At 49.0% G+C, this 26,787-nt stretch carries 22 protein-coding genes; 11 read left to right on the top strand and 11 right to left on the bottom strand.

The window, feature by feature from the left end; genetic code table 11:
• The first annotated feature begins 21 nt into the window (after positions 1 to 21).
• The gene (locus WBJ53_RS25000; protein WP_338871288.1) at positions 22 to 888 is read left to right on the top strand and encodes a mechanosensitive ion channel domain-containing protein; all 867 of its coding nucleotides are present in this window, start codon (positions 22 to 24) and stop codon (positions 886 to 888) included.
• Positions 889 to 1,012: 124 nt separating this feature from the next.
• Here the strand turns inward: WBJ53_RS25000 and WBJ53_RS24995 are convergent, their stop codons facing one another.
• A complete protein-coding gene (locus tag WBJ53_RS24995) occupies positions 1,013 to 2,650 on the bottom strand; it encodes a CotH kinase family protein (protein WP_338871286.1) in 1,638 nt (545 codons plus the stop codon).
• A gap of 119 nt (positions 2,651 to 2,769) precedes the next feature.
• On the opposite strand from WBJ53_RS24995, the gene WBJ53_RS24990 reads away from it, so the two are divergent.
• Positions 2,770 to 3,039 (top strand): metalloregulator ArsR/SmtB family transcription factor, encoded by a 270-nt coding sequence (locus WBJ53_RS24990; RefSeq protein WP_338871284.1) that lies wholly within the window; start codon positions 2,770 to 2,772, stop codon positions 3,037 to 3,039.
• Between the two features lie 177 nt (positions 3,040 to 3,216).
• Positions 3,217 to 4,314 (top strand): alkene reductase, encoded by a 1,098-nt coding sequence (locus WBJ53_RS24985; RefSeq protein ID WP_338871282.1) that lies wholly within the window; start codon positions 3,217 to 3,219, stop codon positions 4,312 to 4,314.
• Between the two features lie 130 nt (positions 4,315 to 4,444).
• Here the strand turns inward: WBJ53_RS24985 and purQ are convergent, their stop codons facing one another.
• The 6 genes from purQ to ahcY form a co-directional block, all read right to left on the bottom strand.
• Positions 4,445 to 5,131 carry a phosphoribosylformylglycinamidine synthase subunit PurQ gene (gene purQ, locus WBJ53_RS24980; RefSeq protein ID WP_338871280.1) on the bottom strand — a complete coding sequence of 229 codons (687 nt, stop codon included), beginning with the start codon at positions 5,129 to 5,131 and terminating at the stop codon, positions 4,445 to 4,447.
• 110 nt (positions 5,132 to 5,241) lie between these two features.
• Positions 5,242 to 6,168, bottom strand: a complete 927-nt coding sequence (locus WBJ53_RS24975) for a metallophosphatase (protein ID WP_338871278.1) — start codon at positions 6,166 to 6,168, stop codon at positions 5,242 to 5,244.
• Positions 6,146 to 6,889, bottom strand: coding sequence for a 5'-nucleotidase C-terminal domain-containing protein (locus WBJ53_RS24970; protein ID WP_338871276.1), 744 nt, complete (start codon positions 6,887 to 6,889; stop codon positions 6,146 to 6,148). The genes WBJ53_RS24975 and WBJ53_RS24970 overlap by 23 nt, the downstream gene beginning before the upstream one ends.
• 59 nt (positions 6,890 to 6,948) lie before the next feature.
• On the bottom strand, positions 6,949 to 8,619 hold the full coding sequence (locus WBJ53_RS24965) for a M1 family metallopeptidase (RefSeq protein WP_338871274.1): 1,671 nt from the start codon (positions 8,617 to 8,619) through the stop codon (positions 6,949 to 6,951).
• A 36-nt stretch (positions 8,620 to 8,655) separates the two neighbouring features.
• On the bottom strand, positions 8,656 to 9,801 hold the full coding sequence (locus tag WBJ53_RS24960) for a hypothetical protein (RefSeq protein WP_338871272.1): 1,146 nt from the start codon (positions 9,799 to 9,801) through the stop codon (positions 8,656 to 8,658).
• Between the two features lie 376 nt (positions 9,802 to 10,177).
• Entirely contained in the window at positions 10,178 to 11,488 is a 1,311-nt protein-coding gene (gene ahcY, locus WBJ53_RS24955) for an adenosylhomocysteinase (protein ID WP_338871270.1), read from the bottom strand.
• Between the two features lie 265 nt (positions 11,489 to 11,753).
• Between ahcY and WBJ53_RS24950 the strand changes: the two genes are divergently transcribed.
• Complete coding sequence (locus tag WBJ53_RS24950; protein ID WP_338871268.1) at positions 11,754 to 12,716, top strand: bifunctional helix-turn-helix transcriptional regulator/GNAT family N-acetyltransferase; 963 nt, start codon at positions 11,754 to 11,756, stop codon at positions 12,714 to 12,716.
• A 63-nt stretch (positions 12,717 to 12,779) separates the two neighbouring features.
• Here the strand turns inward: WBJ53_RS24950 and WBJ53_RS24945 are convergent, their stop codons facing one another.
• Genes WBJ53_RS24945 through murF form a run of 3 tightly spaced genes read right to left on the bottom strand, consistent with a single transcriptional unit; the run spans position 12,780 to position 15,448 of the window.
• Positions 12,780 to 13,436, bottom strand: a complete 657-nt coding sequence (locus tag WBJ53_RS24945; protein ID WP_338871266.1) for a GDSL-type esterase/lipase family protein — start codon at positions 13,434 to 13,436, stop codon at positions 12,780 to 12,782.
• A 5-nt stretch (positions 13,437 to 13,441) separates the two neighbouring features.
• Positions 13,442 to 14,071, bottom strand: coding sequence for a hypothetical protein (locus tag WBJ53_RS24940; RefSeq protein WP_338871265.1), 630 nt, complete (start codon positions 14,069 to 14,071; stop codon positions 13,442 to 13,444).
• Positions 14,072 to 14,131: 60 nt separating this feature from the next.
• A complete protein-coding gene (gene murF, locus WBJ53_RS24935; RefSeq protein ID WP_338871263.1) occupies positions 14,132 to 15,448 on the bottom strand; it encodes a UDP-N-acetylmuramoyl-tripeptide--D-alanyl-D-alanine ligase in 1,317 nt (438 codons plus the stop codon).
• Positions 15,449 to 15,552: 104 nt separating this feature from the next.
• Between murF and WBJ53_RS24930 the strand changes: the two genes are divergently transcribed.
• Both WBJ53_RS24930 and WBJ53_RS24925 read left to right on the top strand, forming a co-directional pair.
• Positions 15,553 to 17,790 carry a T9SS type A sorting domain-containing protein gene (locus WBJ53_RS24930; protein WP_338871261.1) on the top strand — a complete coding sequence of 746 codons (2,238 nt, stop codon included), beginning with the start codon at positions 15,553 to 15,555 and terminating at the stop codon, positions 17,788 to 17,790.
• A 59-nt stretch (positions 17,791 to 17,849) separates the two neighbouring features.
• Positions 17,850 to 18,212: a hypothetical protein gene (locus WBJ53_RS24925; RefSeq protein WP_338871259.1), complete on the top strand. Its 363-nt coding sequence runs from the start codon at positions 17,850 to 17,852 to the stop codon at positions 18,210 to 18,212.
• Positions 18,213 to 18,269: 57 nt separating this feature from the next.
• Here WBJ53_RS24925 and WBJ53_RS24920 read toward each other — a convergent pair whose 3' ends face one another.
• Entirely contained in the window at positions 18,270 to 19,817 is a 1,548-nt protein-coding gene (locus WBJ53_RS24920) for an ATP-binding protein (RefSeq protein WP_338871257.1), read from the bottom strand.
• A 286-nt stretch (positions 19,818 to 20,103) separates the two neighbouring features.
• Here WBJ53_RS24920 and WBJ53_RS24915 point away from each other — a divergent pair, with 286 nt between their 5' ends.
• The 5 genes from WBJ53_RS24915 to WBJ53_RS24895 all read left to right on the top strand — a co-directional run bounded on the left by WBJ53_RS24915 (position 20,104) and on the right by WBJ53_RS24895 (position 26,754).
• Entirely contained in the window at positions 20,104 to 20,310 is a 207-nt protein-coding gene (locus WBJ53_RS24915) for a heavy-metal-associated domain-containing protein (protein WP_338871255.1), read from the top strand.
• A gap of 121 nt (positions 20,311 to 20,431) precedes the next feature.
• Positions 20,432 to 22,717, top strand: a complete 2,286-nt coding sequence (locus tag WBJ53_RS24910) for a heavy metal translocating P-type ATPase (RefSeq protein WP_338871253.1) — start codon at positions 20,432 to 20,434, stop codon at positions 22,715 to 22,717.
• Between the two features lie 91 nt (positions 22,718 to 22,808).
• Positions 22,809 to 24,710, top strand: coding sequence for a CocE/NonD family hydrolase (locus WBJ53_RS24905; protein ID WP_338871251.1), 1,902 nt, complete (start codon positions 22,809 to 22,811; stop codon positions 24,708 to 24,710).
• Between the two features lie 267 nt (positions 24,711 to 24,977).
• A complete protein-coding gene (locus tag WBJ53_RS24900) occupies positions 24,978 to 25,325 on the top strand; it encodes a hypothetical protein (protein ID WP_338871249.1) in 348 nt (115 codons plus the stop codon).
• A 118-nt stretch (positions 25,326 to 25,443) separates the two neighbouring features.
• Positions 25,444 to 26,754, top strand: coding sequence for a deoxyribodipyrimidine photo-lyase (locus tag WBJ53_RS24895; RefSeq protein ID WP_338871247.1), 1,311 nt, complete (start codon positions 25,444 to 25,446; stop codon positions 26,752 to 26,754).
• Positions 26,755 to 26,787: the final 33 nt, after the last annotated feature.

Raw genomic sequence — 26,787 nt, 5'->3', positions numbered from 1 at the left:
AATACCCACCCGATCAACACAATGAATACGTTACATGATTTTCTGAATTATGAGTTAATTAAGCTCAAATCCTATACCCTCACCGTAGCCGATATTTGTTCTGCCATTTTCATTCTAGTGCTGGCCTGGACAGTGATGTATTTATTGAAGCGCTATGTGCTTCGGTTGTTTTATAACCGTCGAAACGTGGCAATTGGGCACCAGTATGCCGTCAATCGACTGATCAAATACATTATTTATCCACTTGCCATCATTCTGTCGATGCAGGCATTGGGTATTCAACTGTCGGTGGTGCTGGCCGGTACGGCGGCTTTGCTGGTTGGTATTGGACTGGGGCTCCAGCAAACCGTTAAAGATCTGTTGTCGGGCATTATTCTGCTGATTGAAGGCACGGTTCGCGTAGGCGATATGGTCGTGGTCGACGATACGATTGTGATGGTGAAAGGAATTGGATTGCGAACGTCGGAAGTTGAAACCCGCGACGAGATTGTCAAGATTGTTCCGAACTCTAAACTGGTTGAGGAAACCGTTATTAACTGGTCGCATAACGATCGGCCCACACGGTTTCATGTCGATATTGGGGTGGCTTATGGAAGTGATCTCGAACTGGTTAAAACCCTGTTGCTACAAGTCGCCAGCGAACATTCGGCTATCCTCCTGACGCCCAAACCTACCGTTCAGTTTCGCGATTTTGGTGCGTCGTCGCTCGACTTTAAGCTCTTTTTCTACAGCTACGAATTTCTGCGAATTGAGTTTGTAAAAAGCGATCTCCGGTTTCGGCTCGATGAACTGTTCCGCCAGCATGAAATCACAATTCCATTTCCGCAGCAGGAAGTCTGGTTTCGGAACGAACTGCGAACCTCTGACCCAAAAACAAATCCGGCGTGAACGTTGCCTGGATGTAGAAAAATCGCTTTCTGAATGGACTATTAGTTGATTGCCAGTATCTTATGAGGTCATTCTGCCGTTCGGCGAGTAGTCTCGGTTCTGGTTCATTTTTGTTTTGATACCACTAAAACCGTATAACTTTTTGCCGGGTAGGAACGCCGTCGGCGTCGAGCTGAAACAAGTAGGTTCCGGGGTTGGCAGGCAAGAGTTGAGCTGGCAGAATGTGCTGATGGTTTCCCGGCGATTCGGCGGGCCATTGAAGTGTATGTAAAATCCGGCCGCTGGCGTCTATAATCGACAATCGCAGATCGGCTCGGCGCAGCAAGCGATACGTTACCGTAACATCGCTGGCCGACGGATTGGGGCTAATTGTCAGCGAAAAGGTATCGGCGGGTTCGCTACTGAGAATTTCGGTTCCGAAAGGCAGAATAGCACTGTCCATCCAGATCAAACGCTGGCGTATCCAGTTTTTTAAATAAGTAACCTCTTCGTCGTAGGTTTTCCCGATGAAGTAATTGGGCCATACATAAATGCCGATAACGGGCCACCGCTGAAAATTGCGAACGCGCGCTTCACCCAGTACTAAGGCTGTAGAGTCGATATAGGCATTGATACGATCGGTTGTTAAAATCGTTTTCCGCAAGGACTGGTATTTTGTGCGGACTTTGGCAGCAAACGCCTTATCGGTTAGCAAGCGCTCCCACCAGAATGGAGCCTGAAAATCATCGTCGGGGCAAACATGGCTAAAGTTATATACCCAGCCTTGGTAGCTTTCGCCACTACAGTAATTCACATTGCCATAAGCCAGATTGTAGTCCCAGATGGGGCCCATCACCAGCCTGCCCCCTTTCGAGTCGCGGTCTTTATAGAAAAAACTACTGAGCCGGTAACCATCAATGTTCTTGCAGATTTCGGTTAACAGCAGATAATCTACAAATGAGTCGTCGTTGATGTATTTTCGGTAACCGGTTGCCGAGTCCAGATAGTTGTTTCCCTGAAGCGCATTTTCGAAATCGGTAACGAAGCGTTTGGCGTATTGAAACTGTTCTTCGGCCAGATCGTCGGGCTTGGGTCGATCGATCTGAATAGGAATAGCCTGTCCTTTTATACCTTTATAGGCCGATACCCAGGAGCGCGATGGGGACCCTTCGGTTTTGTCGATCTTGAAAATATAACCACCCGTCAGCGCATCGCCCGACACATCGGTTGGTTTTATGTTGCTGATATTGATCCGGTTTTTGTCGCGCTTTATTTTCTCGAAAAGGATATACAGGCCAGCATAACTACCATTCAACACCACTTCGCAGTAGCGGTAGCGGGGTGTGTAATAGCTGCTCAACTGCCGATTCAGATCGTAGGTGAGCGTTTCTCGGATCAGGGTTTTGTCGTTGTAGGTTGCATTGAGTACCCAGTCCGATTCTGAAGGCATGCCCAAAAGCGAAGCATTTACCGAGTTTTCGCCCGTAGAGTCGCGGAGTTCGAAGCCATAAGGTTTTTTGGGGAAGAACTGCTGCGATGTGGCTCCCCGTAGTTCAATGCCTATTTTGCTGCTGAAAGCTGGTTTATCGGTTAGGCTATTCAATTTGCCTGAACCATTGTCAATAAGTTGCAGATCTGCTACAATTTTGGGCTCGTCCGGAATGGTTTGCCCATTGGTATTGATTAGTAGAATGGGCAGCACTGACGAACTGAAGGATTGAGCCAACAACGAACCCGTTGCAAGAAATAGGACAACGATTAGGCAGATAGAGTTGGTGCGCATAGATTGGCAAGTCACTATTTTTAAATATTCTGGTAAAAATAGTAATTTTTTCAGGCTACTTGCTCCGGCACTTGGTTCCGGTAGTTTTTGTTATTTTTGTTTATTAAAGCCTTACCGACATGGAGAATCGTTTTGTTGAAAAAGCTACGGGTGCCATTGCCGACAAATATCGACTGACAATTTTAATGGAGCTTTCAGATAAAGGAAGCCTGACCGCATCCGATATTCAGCAACTGACCGGATTGTCGCAGCCATGCGTGTCGCACCATGTTAAGTTATTGACCGACAGTGGATTGGTTAATTCGCAGAAAGAAGGGCGAAACCTTCATTTGACGTTGAATAAAGAATCGCTTCAGCAGCTATCGGATTTCATCGAAAAGCTAACCTGAAAAATTTATCCTAATACATCCAAACTTTTAAATATATGGTTGTGTTTTCTGGCCGTAATCTAACCTTCTGTTATTAGCCTTCGGCGCCATTAATCATTCCTTCTTCCGATGGTCAATGACTACTGATGCCGAAGACCAACGACAGAATACATACAAACCGTTTAACTACGAGTAGCTATGGCACAAAAACTTTTTGCGGAAGCAATACTGGGTAAGCTGACGCTCCAGAATCACATTGTTATGGCCCCAATGACCCGCAACCGGGCAACTGCCGATCATATTCCGACCGACATTATGGCTACCTATTATGCACAGCGGGCTTCGGTTGGGCTAATAATTTCGGAAGGTGTTGGCCCATCGCCCAATGGCGAAGGGTATGCTCGTATTCCAGGAATCCACAGTGCTGCACAGGTCGAAGCCTGGAAGAACGTAACGGATGCTGTTCATGCCAAAGGGGGTAAGATTTTTGCTCAACTGATGCATACCGGCCGTATTGGCCATTCGCTGCATCTGGGCGAAAATGCCGAAATTATAGCGCCATCGGCATTAGCGGCTGCTGGCGAAATTTATACGGATACCGATGGTATGCTGCCGCATCCAACGCCACGGGCGCTGACAACTGAAGAGGTGAAACAAACCATACAGGAGTTTGTCAACGCTTCCGTAAATGCAGTAGAAGCGGGTTTCGATGGCGTAGAGCTTCATGGTGCCAATGGCTATCTGATTGAACAGTTTATCAGTCCTGATTCCAACCATCGTACCGACGAATACGGCGGTACTATTGAAAACCGTAGCCGGTTCCTGCTCGAAATTGCCGAAGAGGCCGGCAAAGCAATTGGTCTCCATAAGGTGGGTGTTCGGCTATCGCCATACGGGGTCTTCAACGACATTAAACCTTATGCCGAGGTGGATGAGACCTATACCTATATTGCGCAAAAACTCAATGAAATTGGTGTTGTTTACCTACACCTGGTCGACCATTCATCGATGGGGGCACCCATTGTGCCCGATGCAATAGTAAATGCCATTCGGGAAGCCTACAAAGGCTCACTGATTTTGAGTGGTGGCTACGATGCCGAACGGGCCGAAGCGGCTTTGCAGAGTGGTCTTGCCAATCTGATTGCGTTTGGTCGGCCATTAATTGCCAATCCTGATTTTGTGGAGCGGCTCAAGACCGGTGCAGAACTGAATCAACCCGATTTTTCGACGTTCTATTCGCCTGGCGAAAAAGGCTATACCGATTATCCGGTGCTCGAAGCCGTGGCCAGTAAATAGCTATCTATTTACTGGCCACAGAGGTCACAGAATAATAAAATAGTGAGTTGTGCCTCTGTGGACAATAAAACTTCATAAAACAAAAGTGGCCCGGAACGTTCCGGGCCACTTTTGTTTTATGAAGTCATCCTTAAACCAGAACGGCTTTCAGAATCTGATCCAGAATCAGGCGGCCGTCGGTATTGCCAAGAAGTGGGTCGGCAGCGCGTTCGGGGTGCGGCATCATACCAAACACATTCTTACCTTTGTTGGTAACGCCCGCAATGTTTTCGAGGCTACCGTTCGGGTTGGCTGCTTCGGTAATGGCACCGGTTTCGTCGCAATAGCGGAACAGCACCTGACCGTTATCGTTCAGTTCCTTAAGTGTATCGGCATCGGCAAAATAGCGTCCGTCGCCGTGCGCCATTGGAATTTTATAGGCCGAACGATCCAGCCCTGCAGTCAGCAGCGCATCGGGCGACTGAGGAGTCAGGTAAATATTTTTGCAGATGTATTTTTGATTGGCATTCTGAAGCAGCACCCCCGGCACCAGCCGTGCTTCGGCCAGGATCTGGAATCCGTTGCAGATGCCCATCAGATAGCCTCCCCGGTTGGCATGGGCGATCACTTCGTTCATGATCGGCGAAAAACGGGCTACTGCTCCCGTACGCAGGTAATCGCCATAGGAAAACCCACCGGGTAGCATAATAAAGTCGCAACCTTGCAGATCATGATCTTTATGCCAGAGTTTAACGACTTTCTGGCCCATCAGTTCCAGCGTATCAACGGCATCCTGATCGCAGTTAGAACCGGGAAAAACAACAACGCCAAATTTCATTTACTAATGAGTGATTGAGTGAATGAGTGATTGAGCGAAAAAGACTGATACGATCATTTATTCGTTCAATCACTCATTCACTCAACCACTCAATAACAAAGGTACGAACTTTACTTTACTTCGAGGGCTTTTCCGGTGCCCGAAACGGCTTTCCCTTTGTCGAAAGCTAGATCAATTCGACCCAGATTAATGCCTGCAAACCCTACCTGATTGATCCATACGGGCTCGCTATCGAGGTTGTTGACAGCTACGGGCGCATCCAGAAAGGTGTGGGTATGGCCACCAATAATAAGGTCGATGTTGCGGGTTTTGGCTGCCAGCACATTGTCGGAAATGGTAGGCTCGTTGTATTTGAAACCCAGGTGCGAGAGGCAAATTACATAATCGCATTTCTTTTCCATTCGAAGTTTGGCGGCAGTGTCGTTCCCAATTTCAACCGGATCGAGGTACTTCGTTTCTTTATAGGCATTTTTCGGGATAAGCCCTTCAGGTTGGATACCGAGTCCGAAAACACCCACCCGAACGCCATCTTTGTCAAATACTTTATAGGGCATAGAATGCCCGTCCATTACTGTATTTTTGAAGTCGTAGTTCGCAATCAATAACGGAAAGCTGGCTTTACCGAATTGCGTGACCATGTTGTCGATACCACCATCGAAGTCGTGATTGCCAATAGTGCCCGCATCGTAGCCAAGACGGTTCATCGCCAATACTTCGGGTTCCCCTTTATACAGATTGAAATACGGTGTTCCCTGAAACACATCGCCCGCATCGAACAGCAATACATTCTTTTGTTCCTGCCGGATCTGGTTGATCAGCGTTGCCCGACGAGCTACGCCCCCTTTACCTGCGTTGCGGCTACCATCCATCGGAAACGGATCGAGTCGGCTGTGTACGTCGTTGGTGTGCAAAATGGTCAGCAACGTCGTTTTGGGTTTTGTACTATGGGCCAGCACATCGGGAGCTACCGAGCCAACAACGGCGGCTGTGCCAAGGAGTTTCAGAAACTGGCGTCTATTCGAGGCTAATGCGTCCATCGGAAACAGGATTAATGGGTTGGCCGGTTTTGCCCTGATTGCGAAAATAATCGATCAGAGCGTCGCGGACTAGATAGTTGATATTTTCGCGCTTGACCGGATTTTTCAGAAAACCGGCCTCGTCGCCCCCATCGGCTACGTAATCGCTCATGGCTACAGTATAGGTTTCGTTGGGTTGCAGTGTTCGCCCATTGGTAAAGGTAACCGATGTTACCTGGTCGTTATGGATTTTGGCTCGTAATCCTCCTACAACCAGTTTGTTGCCATGAGCAAAATGGTTAAGCAACTGTTGAAGCATATCGCCTTTCAGGGTCAGAACAACGGTCTGATTGTCGAAAGGCATAACTTCAAACACTGAACCGACCGTGATGTTGCCAGCGGGCAGGTTGTTTCGAATACCACCGTAGTTCAGGTGCGAACAGTCGATGGGTTTGCCATAGCGTTGGCTGGCCTGCTGAAGCAACGCATCGGTGAGCAAGTCGTTCAGTGGGCCGTCGGGCTGGCCTTTTTCGATACGGTCAGTCGAACGGGTCAATACTTCATTCATAGCCTTATCGAGACCCTGTCGATAGGGTGTCAGAAAATTGGCGAGGCTACTATCGGTTTTGGCCGCAACCGAATCGACGCCAATGCGGTTGGCCGTTCGGTTCGTGAGGTGGTAGCTGCCGGGGTTACAGGCTGTTAAACCAACAAATGCCAGTAACAATAGGTGTTTTCTCATAATACCTGCAAGTTCGCAAACTCTGAGCAATGGTGCGTTAATAAACTGTTAGAAATCAGCTAGTGGATCAGTACGTTTCGTAGGTCGAACAGGCCCTTGTTCATCTCGAACATCAACCGGTTGAGCGTTAGTTTAAGGGTAGTGGTTGTCCATTGTTGCGTTGGGCGAATGGTTTGCCAGTTGCCGGGCTCGGTTTGTATCGATACGGGAAGATTGAAACCGGCCGCATCGGCAACCCATCGGTAGCTCAGCAGCAGTTCCCCATCGTGTTTGGCATTGATTTTATATTCCAGAACGGGCAGTTTCGGATAATGCAGGTATTGGTTAAAAAGCGGCCGAAGGTTAACGCCGGTTCTTTCGCATAGGAAACTAATCACCTCGTCGGTATGCACGATGGAGAGCCGCTTTTCAACGGCCAGCGCTTTGAGGGCCGCAAACCATTTGATATCGTTACCAACGGCATAACGAAGGGTATGCAGCATCCAGGAACCTTTGTAGTAAATATCCGTATCTTTCTGTTCGTAGTTTACGCCCAGTGGCCCGATCATTGGGTATTCGTTTCGGATAAGCTTCCGCTGCGTATTCAGGTAAGCAATGGCTCGATCTTTGCCCGCCGTGTATTCGACAAACAAGGCTTCGGCGTAGGTCGTAAAGGATTCATGAATCCACATTTCGGCGTGGTCAGCACAGCTTAAACTGTTGCCAAAATATTCGTGGCCGCTTTCATGAATAATGATGTAGTCGAAACCAAAGGCATTATTTTGATACTGGTTCCCATAGGCAATGGCGCTTTGGTGCTCCATACCCCAGTAGGGCGTTTCTACCAGTTTATAGCCATCTTTCCAGAAAGGATAGCTGCCGAAATAGGTTTCATAGCAGGCCAGCATGGTTTTGACCTGCTCGAAGTGTATTTTGGCTTTCTGAACGTTACCGGGCAGAACGTAATAGTCGAGTGCTAATTTTTGTCCGTCGCGAGCGGTGTAGGTGTCGGCAATATGGGCGTAATCGGTAATGTTGAGTGTAACGTCGTAGTTATTGATGGGATAATGAACAAACCATGTCCATTCGGTTTGCAACCCATCTGGTGTTGGTTGCTGCCCAATCAGTTTTCCATTCGATACGCAGATAAGACCTTTCGGAACCCGGCAGCGAATACGCATCGAATCGGGCTCATCGGACAGGTGGTCTTTGTTAGGCCACCACAGGCTGGCTCCAATTCCTTCGCAGGCAACCGTTACCCAGTCGGCGCGCTGACGGGTTGTTGTATCGGTTCGCCACACAAATCCACCATCCCAGGGTGGGTTCTGAGCAACAATAGGGCTTCCCGCATACTTGATTGTTAACTCACACAATTGTCCGACAGATTGCTGCGCCGGGAGCGTAATAAATAGGGCATTTTGGTCGCGGGTGTAGGTCAGTTGCCGACCATTCTGGACGATGGCTGTTACGGCCATATTGGCAAACAGATCGACCTGAATCCGCTGGGTTGGCTGAACTACTTTATAGCGGATGGTATTACTGCCGTCAATTCGTTTAGTTGCGGGGTCAACGCTGAGGTTCAGGTCATAGAAAACAACATCATAACTGGTGCGTTCGGGGCGTAAGCTGCCCCGCAGCGAATCGGCATGAGTAAATTGTTGGGGTGGGGCAATATAAGGCTGAGCCCGGCAGAATTGGCCAAACAGAACGCAGATAAGCAGGCCCATAAAGCCTTTGCCAGCACTAGTCATGATGAAGTAACGAAATAAAAGCAGGCACCGTATAGATCAAAGCGTTCGGGCGGGCAAAGGAATTAGCGTTCGTTCGGGTTTGTACGATACTTTACGAATTCGACCGAACCCGCCCAGGCCAATTTGCAGATTAAGCAACCCACCCGTAAACGGACTGGCTATCTGAACCGGACTGAACGAAAGCTTGGTTCGCACAAACCAGAAACTTTCCTGAGTAAGGTCGGGCTTTTTGGCATTGTCGCCTAGTTTGAAATCGAAAATAAGCCCTACTACCGGGGCATGATTAATGAGCGAAAATCCTTTATAGCGTTCGTCGTTGCGGTCGCGGGGGGCCAGATCGAGCAGCCGATAGCCAACAAACGGAATTAAACGGCTATGCGGAGAGTCGTAGATGAAATGGCCCAGACCAATTTCCAGCAAGGTTGGTTTCACATGCATCCCATTTTCCCACGATTGATTCTGATGGGTGAACGCCTGCGTCAGTCGGGCTGCATATTGAGTCGTATGAAGAAGCAGGGTTGTTCGCCGAAAGGCAATATCGAGCCCTACTGTCATGCCACCGGGAGGAGTAAGGGTTTCGGCTAATGGGCCGGTTGGTAAGGCTCCTCCGCCACCCAGAAAAATGCCAAAGCCCACTTTCGATGAGTGATATACTGTAACCATATCCGGCGTATCATAGAGCCGTTGAGCCACCTGTTTTTGCCAGTGTTGCAGAGCCTGAACATCGTCGCCACCACCAGTTTCGCCCCGAAACCGATTGACTTCGGAACCCAGTTCGGAGTTTGTCAGGTACTCAATTTGTTTAGCTTCTTGTTTGAAGTGCCTGTCAACGCGCAATGCAATCAGTTTTGCTTTCATTTGCCGGGCATGAATTTCGACCAGATCGAACAGAACCTGATTGTAGGCCAGTGTTCGCTGGTCTTTGGCTGTTTCGGATATCCACGACAGATTGCGGAACATCAGGCAGTAGGCATCAACGGCAGGTTCGCTCCAAAGAGAAGTGGGGCGAACTTCGTAGCCGATCTGGTAATAAAATTCCGATCCGCCCAAACCGGGTTGGGTGGGTGAGCGAAAATCGGCCAGTTCCAGCCGTCGGGTTGCGCTCCAGTGTAGTGTGTCGATCGTTGCCTGTGCCGATGTCAGCATAGGCAACAGAAGCAACACGTAGAGCAAGGGTTTCATCGGAATGTTAAGTCGGAGATGGGATGTAAAAATACAAATAAGAGTCTTATAATAAGTTACTTATGGCTAAGTAAATGAGCGAATTAGTGATTGGGCGAATTAGTGAATAACTTATTGATTTACAATAAACTTTCTGTTCTGTTAATCTAATTTAATCCTGGCTGATCACTTAATTTAAAACCAGCGATTGCCAGATCGCCAGATACAGCTTCGGAGCCAGGCGTAGTGTCTGGATGCATACTAACAAATATAACATAAAAAAGCGCGGTTCCGTTTTGCAGAACCGCGCCAGTAATATGAGAGCGAAAGAGCGAAAAGGTGAAAGAGTGAATGGCTAACGCACGCTAGTCTTTCACTCTTTCATTTTCATTCGCTTTTAGTACCGATACATTTCAGATTTGAATGGGCCTTCAACCGAAACACCGATATAATCGGCTTGCTCCTGTTCGAGTGGTTCGAGCTTAGCACCAACGTGGGCCAGATGCAGAGCCGCTACTTTTTCGTCGAGTTTTTTCGGCAGCACATACACTTTGTTCTCATAACTGTCGGAGTTGGCCCACAGTTCGAGCTGAGCCAGCGTCTGGTTCGAGAACGAACACGACATTACGAAGCTGGGGTGACCCATGGCGCAGCCAAGGTTTACCAGACGACCTTCGGCCAGAACAATAATTTCTTTGCCATCGACCTCATACATATCAACCTGTGGCTTGATCTGGCTCTTGGTCTGGCCATAATTTTCGTTCAGCCAGGCCATATCGATTTCATTGTCGAAGTGGCCGATATTGCAGACAATGGCTTTGTCTTTCATTGCCTTAAAGTGACGGCTTTTGATGATGCGAACATTACCGGTAGCCGTTACAAAAAGCTGAGCACGGGTAGCTGCTTCGTCCATCGTAACAACTTCGTAGCCGTCCATTGCAGCCTGAAGCGCACAGATTGGATCGATTTCGGTAACCAGCACGCGGCAACCAGCACCACGCAGCGATTCGGCTGAGCCTTTGCCTACGTCGCCGTAGCCAGCCACAACGGCCACTTTACCAGCCAGCATCAGGTCGGTAGCCCGACGGATGGCATCGACCAGCGATTCGCGGCAACCGTACTTATTGTCGAACTTCGATTTGGTAACCGAGTCGTTTACGTTGATGGCAGGCAGATGCAGCGTCCCATTTTTCATCCGCTCATAGAGCCGGTGTACACCTGTTGTGGTTTCTTCCGACAGTCCTTTAATACCCTCAATCAGTTCAGGATATACATCGAAAACCATGTTGGTCAGGTCGCCACCATCGTCGAGAATCATGTTCAGCGGTTGACGGTCTTCACCGAAGAACAGCGTTTGCTCGATGCACCAGTTAAACTCTTCTTCGGTCATGCCTTTCCAGGCATACACAGGAATACCAGCGGCTGCAATGGCGGCTGCTGCATGATCCTGTGTCGAGAAAATATTACAGGACGACCAGGTAACATCAGCGCCCAGCTCAACCAGGGTTTCGATCAATACCGCCGTTTGGATCGTCATGTGCAGGCAACCAGCAATGCGGGCGCCTTTGAGGGGCTTCGACGGACCAAATTCGGTGCGAAGAGCCATCAGGCCGGGCATTTCGGCCTCAGCCAGTTTGATTTCTTTACGGCCCCACTCGGCCAGTGCGATGTCCTTAACTTTATAAGGAACGTACGTGGAGGTTTGCATACTGCTTGGTGAAATACGAAGACGTGTTGTGTTCTATAATATCGACATCTTCGCGGTTGGATTCTTAGCAAAATGCAAAAATACAGATGATTATGTAGAATCCCTATTCAGGTGCCAATAGTTTAGCATCTGGCTAAGTATCCATAGATTTTAGAGCTGTTTACAGGAGCGCTTTTTGATGAATCGGCAGTTTTGCTGAACAGATTTGGAAATAAAAAACTATTTTTTTAACTATGTAAGTACTTACGTTTCTTCTTACATAGTTATGGATTTTATGGCAGAAATGGCCGAACTGGCGCTTGCTAGTCGGCTTCGGCGGTTGAGTGATTTGTATTGGCAAGGAGTAACGGCAACGTATCGGCAATCGGGCCTGGACTTCGACGTACGCTGGGCCACCGTTTTTGTGCTGATAGCCCGGCAAGGACCAGTGGCCGTTATGGAAATTGCCGATCGGTTAGGCATTACGCATCCGGCAGTGATTCAGGTTATCAATGAACTGGAAAAGCACGGATTGGTTGTGTCGGCCAAATCAGAACAGGACGGTCGTAAGCGGCTTTTATCGTTGAGTCAGGCCGGTCAGGCTATGTTGCCAAAACTCCAGCCGCTCTGGGATGCCTTTATTGCCGTCAACAAGAGCATGATCGGTAATCAAACGCACAATTTGCTGGTATCGCTTCAGGAAATGGAAGCGCAACTGGCCGAACGAAATTTTTATGATCGTATTCTGGATCAGCTAACTGCTGCCAACTCTCCTGATAAACTCGCTATGGATCAACTCTCTATCATTTCCTACTCACCAGCCTATCAGCCCGATTTCAAACGGCTTAATATTGAATGGATTGAAACCTATTTCCGGGTTGAGCCGCACGATCTGGAACAGCTAGATCATCCTGAAACATATGTATTGCCGAACGATGGCCAGATTTTTCTGGCTAAAGCAGGTGAGGAGGTTATGGGCTGTGTTGCTATGGTCAATATGGGCGAATCGGGTTTCGAGCTGGCCAAAATGGCCGTGTCGCCTAAAGCGCACGGAAAAGGCATCGGCAAAAAGCTATGCCTGGCTGCGCTCGATTATGCCCGGCAGCTTGGCGTAAAAACCGTCTGGCTCGAATCGAACCGCAGACTAACACCCGCCCTGACGCTATATGCCAGTATAGGCTTTCGGGAAGTAGTTAGTATACCAACGCCCTACGCCCGCGCCGACATACGGATGGAAATAGGGTTGTAGTCATTGATCATTAGTCAATTGTCATTACCTATTTCTCTGTTTCCAATGGCTTATGACCAATGTCTATTTCAGATACGGCTTTATGACCGGAGCCCAGCGCTGATAGCCTGCATCGAGCATATGCAGACTGTCGGATTTAAACAGGCTGCCCATTGGTTCATGGTGAGAGCCTTCCATCGACGGCCCGATGTCGACAAAACGGGCCTTTTTCTGCTTTTTCAAATACTGGCTGATTAACTGATTGGCTTCGTTGACAGCAGGCCAGAATTTCCGACGCGATGGGCTTAACTTAATAGAAATGAAGACAAAAGACACTTTCGGTAATTTCTGACGCACATACTGAAAAACATCGACGAACCGCTCGAAGGTTTGCTGAGCGGTTTTCCCGGCGGCAATGTCATTTTCGCCCGCATAGAGCACAACCTGTTTGGGTTTGTACCGAACAATGATGCGATCGGCAAAGTGACGGACGTCGCTGAGTTCGGAGCCGCCAAATCCACGATTCAAGACAACTTTATCAGGGAAATAGCTTGGCAGGTCGGGCCAGAGCCGGATCGATGAACTTCCCGTAAACACAATAGGTCGGGCAGGGGGTGGGGTTTGTTTGTCCTGGGCTTCGAAAGCCTCAATCTCTTTTTCGAATCGGTTTTCCTGCGCGAAGGAGCACAGTGTCGACAATATTAAAACTACGTAAATGCTAACTGTTCGTAATTGATTCATAAGCGTCAGGCAATCCAGAATCGGAAACAATCGATCAGATTCCAGGTCTGGTTAACTTTTTCCAGCATAATTAACTCCCCACGTCCACAAGTCCCGCCACAATAAAAACTACTGAAAAAAAGCGATTTGGTTTTATTGGCATTATAGATAATTGACGAAAAGGTGAAAACGTAATGGGTTAATGCAGGCTCGTGTTCAACCAACTGAGTAATAAAGGCTCGCGAACCTAGGATTGGCTTATAGGCATGAACATCAAATTTTGGAAGTAGGTGTACAGGGCTGCGCTGGGGTAGTTTCTTCAGTGAGTCGAACAGTGAAACCCACACGGGGTCCTTTACTTTCTGGCATGTAACCGAGTCGTTTTCATAAAAACATCGGTTGCCCGAATAGGTACGCACCCAACTCCAGGGGGTTCTCGGATCAATATCGGCGGGGCTCATGCTGGTTGAGTCGTAGATGACGATTTGTCCCGTTGGTGGAATGTTCGGATAAAAAATAAAATCGTTTAGGTAAGCCGAATACACCTGGTAGTCTTCATCCGCTACACGCTGCAATGCACCTGGCGAATGCTTACACGAAAGAGAGACGGTTGCCAATAGCCCAACCAGTAAGATTGCAGTGCCTAAAACGTTCATGAGATTAGTTTTAGAAATAGAGTTGCCAGAACGTCTATTTCCATAACCGAATCGATAACCTCACAAAAACGGCACGACCGATTCCAGGCCCATACCGCGTGATCCTTTCACCAGAATATGGGTATCGGTCATGGGATGATCCATCAGCCAGTTATGCAGCGAAAACTTATCGGGAATGTAGTAGGCTTTGGGGAGCGATCCGAGCGCGTGCTGCATATCTTTTCCGGCCAGAATCACCACATCGAACTGGCTGTCGGCAATGAGTTTGCCCAGTGCGGCATGTTCGGCCGGGCTTTCGTCGCCGAGTTCATACATATCACCCAGAATGACGACTTTTCGTTTGGCTGGCATGGCCGCAAACTGCCGGATAGCTGCTGCCATCGAACTAGGGTTGGCATTATAGGCATCCAGCAGAATGGTGTTGGAGCCTTTATGAATAAGCTGCGAACGATTGTTCGTCGGATTGTAGTCGGCAATGGCCCGGTTCGCGTCGGCTACCGAAACCCCGAAATACTGCCCAATGGCCAGTGCAGCCAGCATATTTTCGAAATTATGCCGACCGGGCAGATGTGTTGTTACTTCATGGCCTTCGGCGTCCCGATAGCTCACCATTGGCGACTCCTGAAGCAGTTCGACAGGATCGCCAGGGTAAAAAATCGCTTCGGCAAAGGTGGTTTCGGACCGGATCGACTTCAGGCGTTCGCGATACATGGCCGTTAGGGTAGTGTCGCGGGAGTTAATAAATACGGTGCGGGCGTTTTGCGCCAGATAGTCGTATAGCTCACCTTTGCCTTTTCGAACACCTTCGATACCACCGAACCCTTCGAGGTGGGCTTTGCCTATGTTAGTAATCAGGCCGTGGGTCGGCTGCGCAATGGAGCAAAGCAATTCAATTTCTTTCTGGTGGTTTGCCCCCATTTCCACTACAGCCATTTCATATTGTTCGGTAATGGAGAGCAGCGTAAGAGGCACGCCAATGTGGTTGTTCAGATTGCCGATGGTGGCATAGGTGCTATAGTTCTTCGACAAAACAGCCGCGATCAGCTCTTTAGTTGTGGTTTTACCATTCGACCCCGTCAGCCCAATAACTGGAATGTTCAGCGTTTGCCGGTGGTAACGGGCCAGATCCTGCAAGGCCATGAGGCTATCCGATGTCAGCAAACAGCGGTTGTGGTGCGCCAGCGCCGGATCATCGACAAGGGCATAACGAGCACCCGAGGCCAGCGCCTGTTCGGCAAACTGGTTACCGTCGAACTTATCACCCTTAAGCGCCACAAACAGGCAGTCGGCCGTAATCTTGCGCGTATCTGTCGAAACGCCCGTGCATTCCAGAAATTTCGAATAAAGTTCTGCCGTTGATCGCATACCGATAGACATAAATGAAGTCGTAGTTCGTTGTTGTGTGTGAATCGGGTTTCCAAACTGCCTGTTTATTGAGCGTTGTATGGAAAGCCGTTTTATTGAGAGTTGCCCAAAATTAGATGAAAAAGCTGTTTACGCTTTGTTTTTTCGCGCTTCCGCTGCTAACAAAAGGCCAGTCGGCTACACCGGCCTATGGCTTTCAGTATGATCAGAAACCTACCGTTAGTATAAATGGCCGGGCTTTGCTCAATCCATGGGTGGGTGGCCTGAATGCCACCCAGTATGCAACCGTTCGGCTAAACAGCGACGAGCGCGACGATCTGGTGGTGTTTGACCGGGCAACCAGCAAAGTCAGCACCTTTGTTGCTATCGATAACCCCACCGGCAGTGGCATTGCCTGGCAGTATGCACCCGAATACGAGGCTGTGTTTCCTGAAATTAATAGTTGGCTGGTGCTAGTCGATTATGATGGCGACGGTCGGAAAGACCTCTTTACGCTCGGGGCGGGGAGTATTGCCGTTTATCGGAATGTGTTCCAGAATGGTCAGATTTCCTTCCAGTCGGCAGTCAATCCGGTCATGACGGTAGGCTTTGCGGGAAAACAGATTTTATATGCCGGATCGACAGATTTTCCCGCTATTACTGATTATGACGACGACGGCGATATCGATATTCTTTCATTCGATCCAACGGGTAACATTATCGACTACCACCAGAACATGAGTGTGGAGCGGACGGGCAGAAAAGATGGGCTCGACTTTGTGCGGTCGAGTTGCCAGATCTGGGGCCATTTTATTAAAGAATATTGCAACGACTTCACCTTCGGCATTCAGTGCGATGGAACCGTTGGGTCAGCAACGATTAGCCAGAGGGGAGCCAGACCAGCGCATTCGGGCAATACGCTGAGCATTTTGGATACCGATGGCGATGGCAAAAAAGACCTGCTGTTTGGGTTCGTAACCTGCGAAAATCTGGCAGTGCTGCACAACACCGGAACCAACGACGAAAACGCCCGATTTACGTCGTTCGATAGCCTGTATCCGGCCCAGAACCCAATTATATTCCCGGCTTATGCGGCTGCCTATTGGGAAGATGCCGATGGCGACGGTGTGAAAGACCTTCTGGCTTCGACCTATAACGATTTCAATGATAACTACGCCTACGATTTTAGGGCGTCGGGCTGGTTTTATCGGAATATAGGCACAAACCAGAAACCCAGTTTTCAACTGGTTCAGAAAGATTTTCTGCAAAGCGAGATGCTCGATCTGGGCGAAAGCGCAGCCCCGGCATTGGCCGACCTCGATGGCGATGGCGATCTGGACTTGCTGATCGGCTACAGCGGTGTTCGCTCTGGATCGGCTTATAAGGCCAGTTTATGGCATTTTGAAAATAAAGGGACAACCCAGAATCCGGCGTTTTCGCTCGTTACAACTGATTATCTGGGCCTAACACAGGCATTCGGACTCTATGGAACAATTCCTGCCTTTGCCGATGTAGATGGCAATGGGAGCATAGACCTGATTGTGACCGGAGTAGGAAAGAGCTTCGAAACGCGGGTGTTTTTAAACGCAGCGGCCCGTGGAGCGGCAGTTCAATATAATACTGCCAGCGCCGTTCTATGGCCAAATCCGGGCGGACAAATGGTGCCGGGCGAGTTGCCTGCGTTTACTGATGTCGATCATGATGGTAAGATGGATGTATTGGTCGGAAAACTCGATGGCACGGTGCAGTATTACCGGAATACGGGAACAGCAGCAAATCCCGTATTGCAGTTGCAGAATCAGACTTTTGGCGGATTCACCAACGATAACTCCTATTATGATAGGGCACGCTCGCTGGTAGTGGCCGATCTGAATGGCGATCAGAAAAACGAAATCATTACGGCTTCTACCAATGGTCGGGTGCGGATTTATCAGTTTCCCGATAAACCTGACCAGTCGCTGACATTGCTCGATTCGTTACCCGCTATCGGCTTGCCTGGCAAAGGTCTCATTGCTACGGTAGCTGATCTCGATGGCGATCAATTGCCCGATTTGCTGGTGGGAAGTGTAGCCGGCGGAATTCGGTATCTAAAAAATACATCGCAGAAAATAGTTGTTACGGGCTTGCCCGAAGAACCCACCGGCCCCTGGGTATTTCCAAATCCAACCGATCGGTATCTGACCGTTCGGCCACCCTATACGGGTCGTATTGAGCTGACTTCGTTATCGGGGCAATCGATGTTGCCCGTTCAGACCGTAACAATTGATCAGGAATCGGTGCTCGATCTGGGAACCTTACCCGATGGTACCTATTTGCTTCGATTATCGGCCGATAACCGGCCTGCGCAAATACAGAAAGTAGTTCTATGGAAGTAACGAAAACTCTTTCCTGAATTGATAGTTTCTTAGTTACTGAAACTAACCACTGAACCATTATGGAAAATACGAACAATTCAGACCGGCAGCGCGTCGATCAGAATACCGGCGGGCCACTGGAAGGAATGTCGCCCCAGCATAATAATATGCCCGACAACAACGAAGAAGAAGATGCTGTCGTCTATGCAGGTCTGGGCGTCAGAAATCGGCCTGATATTCTGAATCCGGGCGATGAAGAAGCTTCCGACACATTGCTATACACCGATAACGCTACGGCCCGCCATGCGACCGACGAAGTCTCGAACGGCGAAGATATGGACGATTTGCCCGCCGATTTGCTGGAAGATATTTCAGACGATGAGCTGGACAATGAAATCGCTGAACTTGCCGAGGAAGAGGAGGAAGGCAATGAGCGGTATTAGTTTGTAGTTTATGGTTGCTCTGCCCTTAAGTACTTTCTCCAGCAGAGCAACCATAAACTACAAACTAACTTGTTTCTCCAGAACAGGAAGGTAGACCGTAAATGTTGCCCCGTGGCCTGGTTTACTGTGGGCACTAATGTAGCCTTTATGATTTTCGGCAACTTTCTGCACAATCGACAAACCTATACCCGTGCCCTGATATTCACTGCGGGTGTGTAGCCGCTGAAAAACAGTGAAAATCTGGTTCAGGTATTTTTCATCGAAACCAATGCCGTTGTCGATAACACCAATCGCATAAAACAGATGATTCAGATCGGTGCCCGACACCGTTTGCCCTGGCAGCGGAATGATGTCTGCTCCGGTCAATTGCTTGCAGTCGATACGAATGCGGGCAATTGTATTGGGAAAAATGAATTTTAGCGAATTGCTCAGTAAATTCTGAAAAAGCTGATACAGTTGGCCGCGATCGCCTTCAATAATAGGTAAAGAATCGACATCGATAATCGCTTTTTTATCGTGGATTGCGACTTCCAGATCGTTCAGTACATCACTGACAATCTGCTGTAAACTGATCCGTTTGAACGATTGATGTTCTGCCGATAACCGCGAAAAGGCGAGCAGGTCATGAATAAGCGTGTTCATCCGTTGGGCGGCCAATTGCATCCGGTTAATCAGATTGAGACTGCTGGGGCCTAAACTGTCCTCCGACTGGCTAAGCAGTATATCGCCAAACGACTGGATTTTTCGGAGGGGCTCCTGCAAATCATGACTGGCTACGTAGGCAAATCGTTCCAGATTCTGGTTCGATTGTTTTAAGGTAGCGATCAGGTTCTGCAAATTCTGCTCGTAATGCTTTGTGGAGGTAATATCCATAAAGGTCAGCAGCATGCCATCGCCAAGTTTGCAGATCGAAATATCGAACCAGCCATTTAATCCGTCGTGCGTATAATGAAACTCAAACCGCTGCGATTCGCCCGTATCGACGGTATGTTTGTAACGATCAAATAAACCTGTTGTCGTAACAGACGGAAAGAGGGTTCGTAAGGTCTGATTGAGTAGTGACGGTAGCGATCTGCCAAGAATCCGAACCGCGGCCTCGTTAGCCAGCCGCACCCGCAAATCATAGAGATTCCCGTTGTTGTCCCGTAGGGCATCATAAGCAATCATACCATTGATTGAGCCGTTCAGAACATCCTCAATCAAACTGGTTTCCTGTCTGATCGATGTAATATCGACAAGCGACAGAGCCAGACCATCGCCATATTTTTGAAGGCTAGCCCTGAACCATCGATTAGTTGACTGAGCTGATGACCAAACTGACAGTTCAGTTTCGACCGTCTTGCCCGTATCGACAACCTCTACAGCCTGTTCTTGCAATGCTGTTAGTTGAGGAAGTAGTTCACTGGCCAGCCGATTCAGCATGTCGGCTTCACTCATACCAACAATGGACTCGGCAAACTGGTTAGCAACGATCAGTCGAAAATCCTGAATATGACCAGTTGCTGTCCGAAGGCATTCGAACAGCATAACTCCACCACCCGAATGATTTAAGGCAGCCCGCAGCAGCGCCGGGTTTTCGGTTGGTTTCATAGGTAAACTTTTCATAAATAAATCGTTGAGCTACGGTACTGACTCGTTGGAAAGTCGATGTGATAACTACTTGACCAATGGTTTTGTTTTTTTAATAAGAAACTCGACCAGAGTTGTCAGATTTTGCCGGTCTATGTATCTGCGAAAGCAACTCATTTTTCTTTATTCAGGTTATTTTATAAAGCTGGTCTGCAATTCTGTAACAGAAAAACGGCTCAGCCAGACGACCTTTGTTCTGCCGGTCTGGTTCGCCTGGGTTATTGGGGAAACAGACTGACAATCAGGGATAAATAATGCTATTATGGAAACTCTCAAATTTAAGACCAATATCAAATGCGGGGGCTGTATTGCCACCGTTACTCCTTTTTTGAATGAAACTGTTGGCGAAGGTCACTGGCAGGTTGATCTTCAGGACGTTAATAAGGTGCTCACAACCGATACCGGAACGGCTACCGACGTTAAACAAGCGCTCGAAAAGGCCGGATATAAAGCGGAGTTGTTGAACTAATGAGTTTATGGTTTATAATTTATTGTTTATAGTCTATGATTGCTCTGCTCATTTAGGTTCTGAATAGGCGGAGCAACCATAGACTATAAACAATGAACTATAAACGGAATCCCGAAACCAAATGAACACCTCTGTTTCTGAGCCGAAGTCCAAAGCAACGGCTTCGGCTATAAAAAAAACGTTTCCGGTGCTGGAAATGAGTTGTGCGGCCTGCGCTGTCAGCGTTGAGTCGATTCTCAAACATACACCGGGTGTGAACGATGCGGGAGTCAACTACGCCAATCAGAGTGCCTGGGTGCAATATGATCCGACAGTTGTAACTCCCGAAGGGTTGCAGAAGGCCGTACAATCGATTGGATACGACATTGTTATCGAGAACGACGAGGTCACGGGCGACGATGCCTGGCAGATTCAGCAGGAAGCACAACAGCAACAGTATAATACACTCCGGCAGCGAACCATCTGGGCCGTTGTGCTGTCGATTCCTATTGTGCTGATCGGGATGGTATTTATGGATCGTCCCGGATTTCCGGGGCCTTATGCGAATTACATCATGATGGCCCTGGCAGCTCCCGTTGTGTTTGGGCTTGGCCGCTCGTATTTTACGAATGCCTGGAAACAGGCGCGGCACGGAAACGCAAATATGGATACGCTAGTGGCCCTCAGCACCGGTATTGCGTTCCTGTTCAGTGCCTTCACAACCATCAATCCCGATTTCTGGACGAAACGAGGACAGCATCCGCACGTTTATTTCGAAGCGGCAGCGGTTGTGATTGCCTTTATCTCATTGGGCAAATTGCTCGAAGAGCGTGCCAAATCGAATACGTCGTCGGCTATAAAAAAATTGATGGGGCTTCAGCCCAAAACCGTACGACTTGTCGACGGTGATACCGAACGCGACATTCCAATTGCCGACGTACAGGTAGGCGATGTGCTGGTTGTGCGGCCGGGTGAGCGAATTCCGGTCGATGGCGTTGTGGTAGCGGGAGCATCGTTCGTCGACGAAAGCATGATTAGTGGCGAGCCAATTCCGGTAGAGAAAATAACAGGAGGAGCTGTATTTGCGGGTACGATCAACCAGAAAGGAAGTTTTCGGTTTCGGGCCGACAAGGTCGGAGCCAACACGGTGCTTGCCCGAATCATTCGGACCGTGCAGGAGGCTCAGGGGAGCAAAGCACCCGTTCAGCGGCTGGTCGACAAAATTGCGGCCATATTTGTGCCGGTCGTGTTGGGCATTGCCGTACTGACGTTTATTGTCTGGATGGTTGTCGGTGGCGAAAACGCACTGACAACGGCGTTACTAACTTCTGTAACGGTGCTGGTGATTGCCTGCCCTTGTGCGCTTGGATTGGCCACGCCAACGGCCATTATGGTTGGGGTAGGGAAGGGAGCTGAAAATAACATCCTCATTAAAGATGCCGAAAGCCTTGAACTCGGATACCGGGTCAATGCCGTGGTGCTCGATAAAACCGGCACACTTACCGAAGGAAAACCGGTAGTGACAGATTTGATCTGGCTGGCCAGTGCTGACCAGCAACCGCACCTAACGTCAGTACTGTATGCCCTTGAGTTGCAGTCGGAACATCCGCTGGCCGATGCCGTTACTGAGTCCCTAAAGCTTTCAGACATGGCTGGTGTTGCTATCGAACGGTTCGAGAGCATAACCGGTCATGGCGTGCAGGGAATGTATCAGAACAAAACCTATACTATTGGCAACCAGGCATTAGTTGAATCGAAAGGTATTGCGCTAAGCAATACGATCCAGACCCAGGCTGATGAGCTTCGGAAAGCGGCTAAAACGGTTGTTTTCTTTGCCGACGACTGGCAGGTGCTGGCCTTGATTGCCATTGCCGATCCTATAAAAGCCACATCGCGTCAGGCTGTCGAAAAACTTCAGCAGCAGGGTATCGATGTGTATATGATGACCGGCGATAATGCCCAGACCGCAGCCGCCATTGCCCGGCAGGCTGGCATTCGCAACTACCGATCCGATGTATTGCCGTCTGATAAAGCGGCATTTGTGAAGGAACTACAGGCGCAGGGCAACGTAGTGGCTATGGTGGGCGATGGCATTAACGACTCGCAGGCACTGGCGCAGGCCGATGTGAGTGTAGCGATGGGCAAAGGTTCCGATATTGCCATGGACGTAGCCAAAATGACGCTTATCACGTCTGATTTGACCAGTGTGCCGAAAGCATTACAACTGTCGCGGAAAACCGTTCAGGCAATTCGGCAGAATCTGTTCTGGGCATTTATCTATAATGTGATTGGGATTCCAATTGCTGCGGGAGTCCTGTATCCGGCGTTTGGCTTTTTGCTGAATCCTATGATTGCCGGAGCCGCCATGGCGCTCAGTTCCGTATCGGTCGTAACGAACAGCCTGCGGTTGCGAACGGTGCGGCTGTGAATTGTTGAGGCACAAAGAACACGAAGATCGATTTGCTTCTTTGTGCGCTTTGTGCCTTCTTCGTGTTCTTTGTGTCCAGAAAAAACTGTTCATGATTCGCACGTCACTATTGATCTTCGGGATGCTGAGTCTTGGTTCCCTCGGCTACGCCCAGTCGGATTCGGTCTCTGTCCGGCAAAACTATACCAAGCTGGATCGCCAGATTTCTATGCGCGATGGAGTAAAACTCTACACCGTTATTTATGTTCCGAAAGACGCCAGCAAGACCAACCCATATCCTATCCTGATGGAGCGGACACCCTATTCGGCAGGGCCATATGGCGAAACCAATTACCCAAAATCAGGGCCGGGGCCTAATAAACACCTATCGCAGGAAAAGTACATTTTCGTATCGCAGGATGTGCGCGGTCGCTACATGAGCGAAGGTAACTTCGAAGAAATGACACCCGGACTGGACTCCTATAGCGTCGCACCAAAACCCGGTAAAAAAACAGCTAAACCGGCAACCCCTGTTCCGACCGACGAAAGCACCGATACCTACGATACTATCGAATGGCTGTTAAAGAACATTCCCAACAACAACGGACGGGTTGGCCTGATGGGCATTTCCTATCCGGGGTTCTATGCGTCGGCGGCCTTGCCCAATGCTCATCCGGCACTCAAAGCGGTTTCGCCCCAGGCTCCGGTTACAGATGAGTTTATCGGCGACGATGCCCGGCATAATGGGGCTTTTTTTCTGCTCGATAACTTCTCGTTCATGAATTATTTCGATGCGCCCCGCAAAGGCCCGGTCGAAGATTACGATCCGATGTTTGCGTGGCGACCAACGGATGTCTACAAATTCTTTCTGGAATTAGGGCCGATCAAAAACGCCAACAATCCCAGCTACTTCAACAACCGGGCTAAAATCTGGAACGAATACCTCCAGCACGATACTTACGACGACTACTGGCAGAAGCGCAATATTCGCCCACATCTGAAAAATATAAAACCCGCCACATTGGTGGTAGGTGGCTGGTTCGATGCCGAAGATCTGTTTGGTGCCTTACGAACCTACGAAGCCATAGAAAAGCAATCGACCGGCAATCAGAACAAGCTCGTAATGGGCCCCTGGACGCACGGTGCCTGGGCGCGCGACAACTGGAGTCAGTTTGGACCACTTTCGTTTGGGCAGAATACGGCTCAATACTTTCGTGATAAGCTGGAATCGACGTTTTTTGCGTTTCATCTGAAAGAGAAAGGCACATTCGACGCACCCGAAGCGCTGGTTTTCGATACAGGTACGAATCAATGGAAATCGTTCGACGCCTGGCCGCCCAGGTCGGCGCAATCGCGATCGTTTTATCTGGCTCCGGCACAAAAGCTAACGACTAGCCCGCCAGCGGATACTGATTCGTATGAGGAATACGTGAGCGATCCGGCCAAACCCGTTCCCTATACAAATGGCGTGCAGGCCCGGCGTAACAATCAGTATGTGATCGAAGATCAGCGGTTTGTGGCAAACCGCCCCGATGTGGTTGTTTTTGAAAGCGAACCTTTGTCTGAAGATATGGCTGTATCGGGGCCCATCAATGCAAAACTATTTGCTTCGACCACAAGGACTGATGCCGATTTTATCGTGAAAATTATCGACGTATTGCCCGATTCGGCTAAGGTGGTCAACGGCATTCAGATGGCAAATTATCAGCGATTGATTCGGGCTGAAGTGCTGCGGGGACGGTTTCGGAATAGCTTTAGTAAGCCTGAGCCCTTTAAACCCGGCGAGGTGACGTCCGTTACTTTTCAGTTGCCTGATGTGATGCATACCTTCAGAAAAGGGCATCGGCTCATGATTCAGGTGCAGCATTCCTGGTTTCCTATTGTAGACCGTAATCCGCAGACGTTCGTGAACATCAGTACCGCCGAAGCGTCTGACTTCCAGAAAGCCACCATGCGGCTATATCACGACACCAGTCATCCGTCCCGTATTGAGGTATTGCTTACCGAAAAATGAAGTTTCTTAACATTTAGATAATATTGACCAACAGGAAAGGCTACATTACTGTAGCCTTTCCTGTTGGTATTGTGCTGTAAATTAACTGATTATCGTATTTGAAGTACTGATCCTGTATTCTTGTGAACCTATTTCCAATATTAAGTTTTTAAAATCACGTAACATTTGGTTAATATTTGAGTAATATTACCGTAACATTAGTCCTTACGACTCGATAGAGGGATTTGGGCGAGTGGGCATTGTTCAATTTATATCTAAAACGAAGTCATGAAAAAGTCCCTTTTTCTTCTTACGCTGGTAGGCTTCCTGGCGACGCAAGCCTACGCTACGCCGACAAAAACCCGCAAAACGAAAGCTCCTAAAGCAACGATGGAGCAGCAGTTAGCGAAATACATTTCGTATCCCGACGCACTGAGGCCGAGCCAACAGGCAGGTGTCGTTGTGATACAGTTTCGAGTCAACTCTGAAAATGAATTATGCCAACTGGAAGTATTTAGCCAGAATGAGCAAATCAATAATGCGCTCCTGCGGCAACTAACCGGCAAAAAACTGGTTGGTTATGCTAGTGACGCTACCGAATTACATACTGTGCGGCTTCGGTTCCAGCCAGAATAATACGTTACTTATAGCGTGCCGGGAAGCCATTTGCAGCTTAGGTTGTGAATGGCTTTTTTGTTGGTGAACATTTTGGGTAAACCAACGGTTAGCCCAGCAGTTTAACAGTCCTGCCTTCATGTCCGAAACTTTGTCGCTGGTATGGCTCCGGCGCGATTTACGTTTGCACGATAATGCGGCTCTCTATCATGCTCTGAAAAGTGGCCGCCCTGTTCTCCCTGTTTTTATTTTCGACCGACTAATTCTGGATCAGCTCGACGACCGACAGGATCGGCGCGTTGAATTTCTGGTTCAGGAAATTGACCGACTGCGCGACGAGTTAGCCGAGCTGGGCTCGGCCCTCGTAGTTCGGTATGGAAATCCGATTGACGTCTGGAAAGAACTGCTGGAGCAATACAACGTTGGCGATGTATTTGCCAATCATGATTATGAGGTGTATGCTAAAGAGCGGGACAAAGCCATTTCTGAACTATTGGCCGAACGCGGAACAGGTTTTCATAGCAGTAAGGATCAGGCCATTTTTGAGCGCAACGAGGTGCTAACGGGCAGCGGTTCGCCTTACACAGTATTTACGCCCTATAGCCGTAACTGGTATAGCAAACTAACCCCTTTTTATCTGAAACCCTATCCAACAGAACGCTATAAAAAACACTTCTTCAAAACGACTGTACTGCCAACGCCAACCTTAGCCGAGATGAATTTCAAACCGCTGGGCGAACCCTTTCCGGCGAGGACGGTATCTGCTAAGCGGCTTGACAGCTACAAACAAACTCGCGATTTTCCGGCATTGGAACACGGAACCAGCGAACTCGGTATCCATTTGCGTTTCGGAACGATTAGTATTCGCGAACTGGCCCGACAAGCGCAGGATGCTAACGACCGAACGTTTCTGAACGAGCTTTGCTGGCGTGATTTTTATTTTCAGGTGCTCGATCATTTTCCACACGTTGAAACGCATTCGTTCCGGCGCGACTATGACCGGATTGAGTGGCGCAACAACGAAGACGAATTCGAAAAATGGTGCCGTGGCGAAACCGGTTACCCTATTGTTGATGCTGGTATGCGCCAGCTCAACAGCATTGGCTGGATGCATAATCGCGTTCGGATGATAACGGCTAGTTTTCTTTGCAAACACCTGCTCATTGACTGGCGGTGGGGCGAAGCTTATTTTGCCCGAAAACTCCGCGATTATGACCTGTCGGCCAACAATGGTGGCTGGCAGTGGGCAGCCGGTTCGGGAACCGATGCCGCACCCTATTTTCGGGTGTTTAACCCAACACTACAGGCGCAGAAATTCGATCCGAAAGGCGACTATATCCGGCAGTGGGTACCCGAAGTGAATAGCCCTACCTATCCGCAGCCAATGGTCGAGCATTCAATGGCTCGTCAGCGGGCTATCGACGTGTATAAAAAAGCATTAGCCAAGTAAAAAGTATCGTTTCGACGCTTTTCGTACCTTTCG

The organism is Spirosoma sp. SC4-14 (assembly GCF_037201965.1).
Taxonomy (GTDB): domain Bacteria; phylum Bacteroidota; class Bacteroidia; order Cytophagales; family Spirosomataceae; genus Spirosoma.
This window is presented reverse-complemented; position numbering and strand designations above follow the sequence as displayed.

Coding starts and splice junctions, on each gene's coding strand:
- murF (WP_338871263.1), bottom strand. CDS start 15,448: ATGTCTATCGGTATGCGATCAACGGCAGAACTTTATTCGAAATTTCTG.
- WBJ53_RS25000 (WP_338871288.1), top strand. CDS start 22: ATGAATACGTTACATGATTTTCTGAATTATGAGTTAATTAAGCTCAAA.
- WBJ53_RS24930 (WP_338871261.1), top strand. CDS start 15,553: ATGAAAAAGCTGTTTACGCTTTGTTTTTTCGCGCTTCCGCTGCTAACA.
- WBJ53_RS24940 (WP_338871265.1), bottom strand. CDS start 14,071: ATGAACGTTTTAGGCACTGCAATCTTACTGGTTGGGCTATTGGCAACC.
- WBJ53_RS24960 (WP_338871272.1), bottom strand. CDS start 9,801: ATGAAACCCTTGCTCTACGTGTTGCTTCTGTTGCCTATGCTGACATCG.
- WBJ53_RS24965 (WP_338871274.1), bottom strand. CDS start 8,619: ATGACTAGTGCTGGCAAAGGCTTTATGGGCCTGCTTATCTGCGTTCTG.
- WBJ53_RS24950 (WP_338871268.1), top strand. CDS start 11,754: ATGGATTTTATGGCAGAAATGGCCGAACTGGCGCTTGCTAGTCGGCTT.
- WBJ53_RS24990 (WP_338871284.1), top strand. CDS start 2,770: ATGGAGAATCGTTTTGTTGAAAAAGCTACGGGTGCCATTGCCGACAAA.
- WBJ53_RS24970 (WP_338871276.1), bottom strand. CDS start 6,889: ATGAGAAAACACCTATTGTTACTGGCATTTGTTGGTTTAACAGCCTGT.
- purQ (WP_338871280.1), bottom strand. CDS start 5,131: ATGAAATTTGGCGTTGTTGTTTTTCCCGGTTCTAACTGCGATCAGGAT.
- WBJ53_RS24925 (WP_338871259.1), top strand. CDS start 17,850: ATGGAAAATACGAACAATTCAGACCGGCAGCGCGTCGATCAGAATACC.
- WBJ53_RS24975 (WP_338871278.1), bottom strand. CDS start 6,168: ATGGACGCATTAGCCTCGAATAGACGCCAGTTTCTGAAACTCCTTGGC.
- WBJ53_RS24920 (WP_338871257.1), bottom strand. CDS start 19,817: ATGAAAAGTTTACCTATGAAACCAACCGAAAACCCGGCGCTGCTGCGG.
- ahcY (WP_338871270.1), bottom strand. CDS start 11,488: ATGCAAACCTCCACGTACGTTCCTTATAAAGTTAAGGACATCGCACTG.
- WBJ53_RS24910 (WP_338871253.1), top strand. CDS start 20,432: ATGAACACCTCTGTTTCTGAGCCGAAGTCCAAAGCAACGGCTTCGGCT.
- WBJ53_RS24985 (WP_338871282.1), top strand. CDS start 3,217: ATGGCACAAAAACTTTTTGCGGAAGCAATACTGGGTAAGCTGACGCTC.
- WBJ53_RS24915 (WP_338871255.1), top strand. CDS start 20,104: ATGGAAACTCTCAAATTTAAGACCAATATCAAATGCGGGGGCTGTATT.
- WBJ53_RS24995 (WP_338871286.1), bottom strand. CDS start 2,650: ATGCGCACCAACTCTATCTGCCTAATCGTTGTCCTATTTCTTGCAACG.
- WBJ53_RS24945 (WP_338871266.1), bottom strand. CDS start 13,436: ATGAATCAATTACGAACAGTTAGCATTTACGTAGTTTTAATATTGTCG.
- WBJ53_RS24895 (WP_338871247.1), top strand. CDS start 25,444: ATGTCCGAAACTTTGTCGCTGGTATGGCTCCGGCGCGATTTACGTTTG.
- WBJ53_RS24905 (WP_338871251.1), top strand. CDS start 22,809: ATGATTCGCACGTCACTATTGATCTTCGGGATGCTGAGTCTTGGTTCC.
- WBJ53_RS24900 (WP_338871249.1), top strand. CDS start 24,978: ATGAAAAAGTCCCTTTTTCTTCTTACGCTGGTAGGCTTCCTGGCGACG.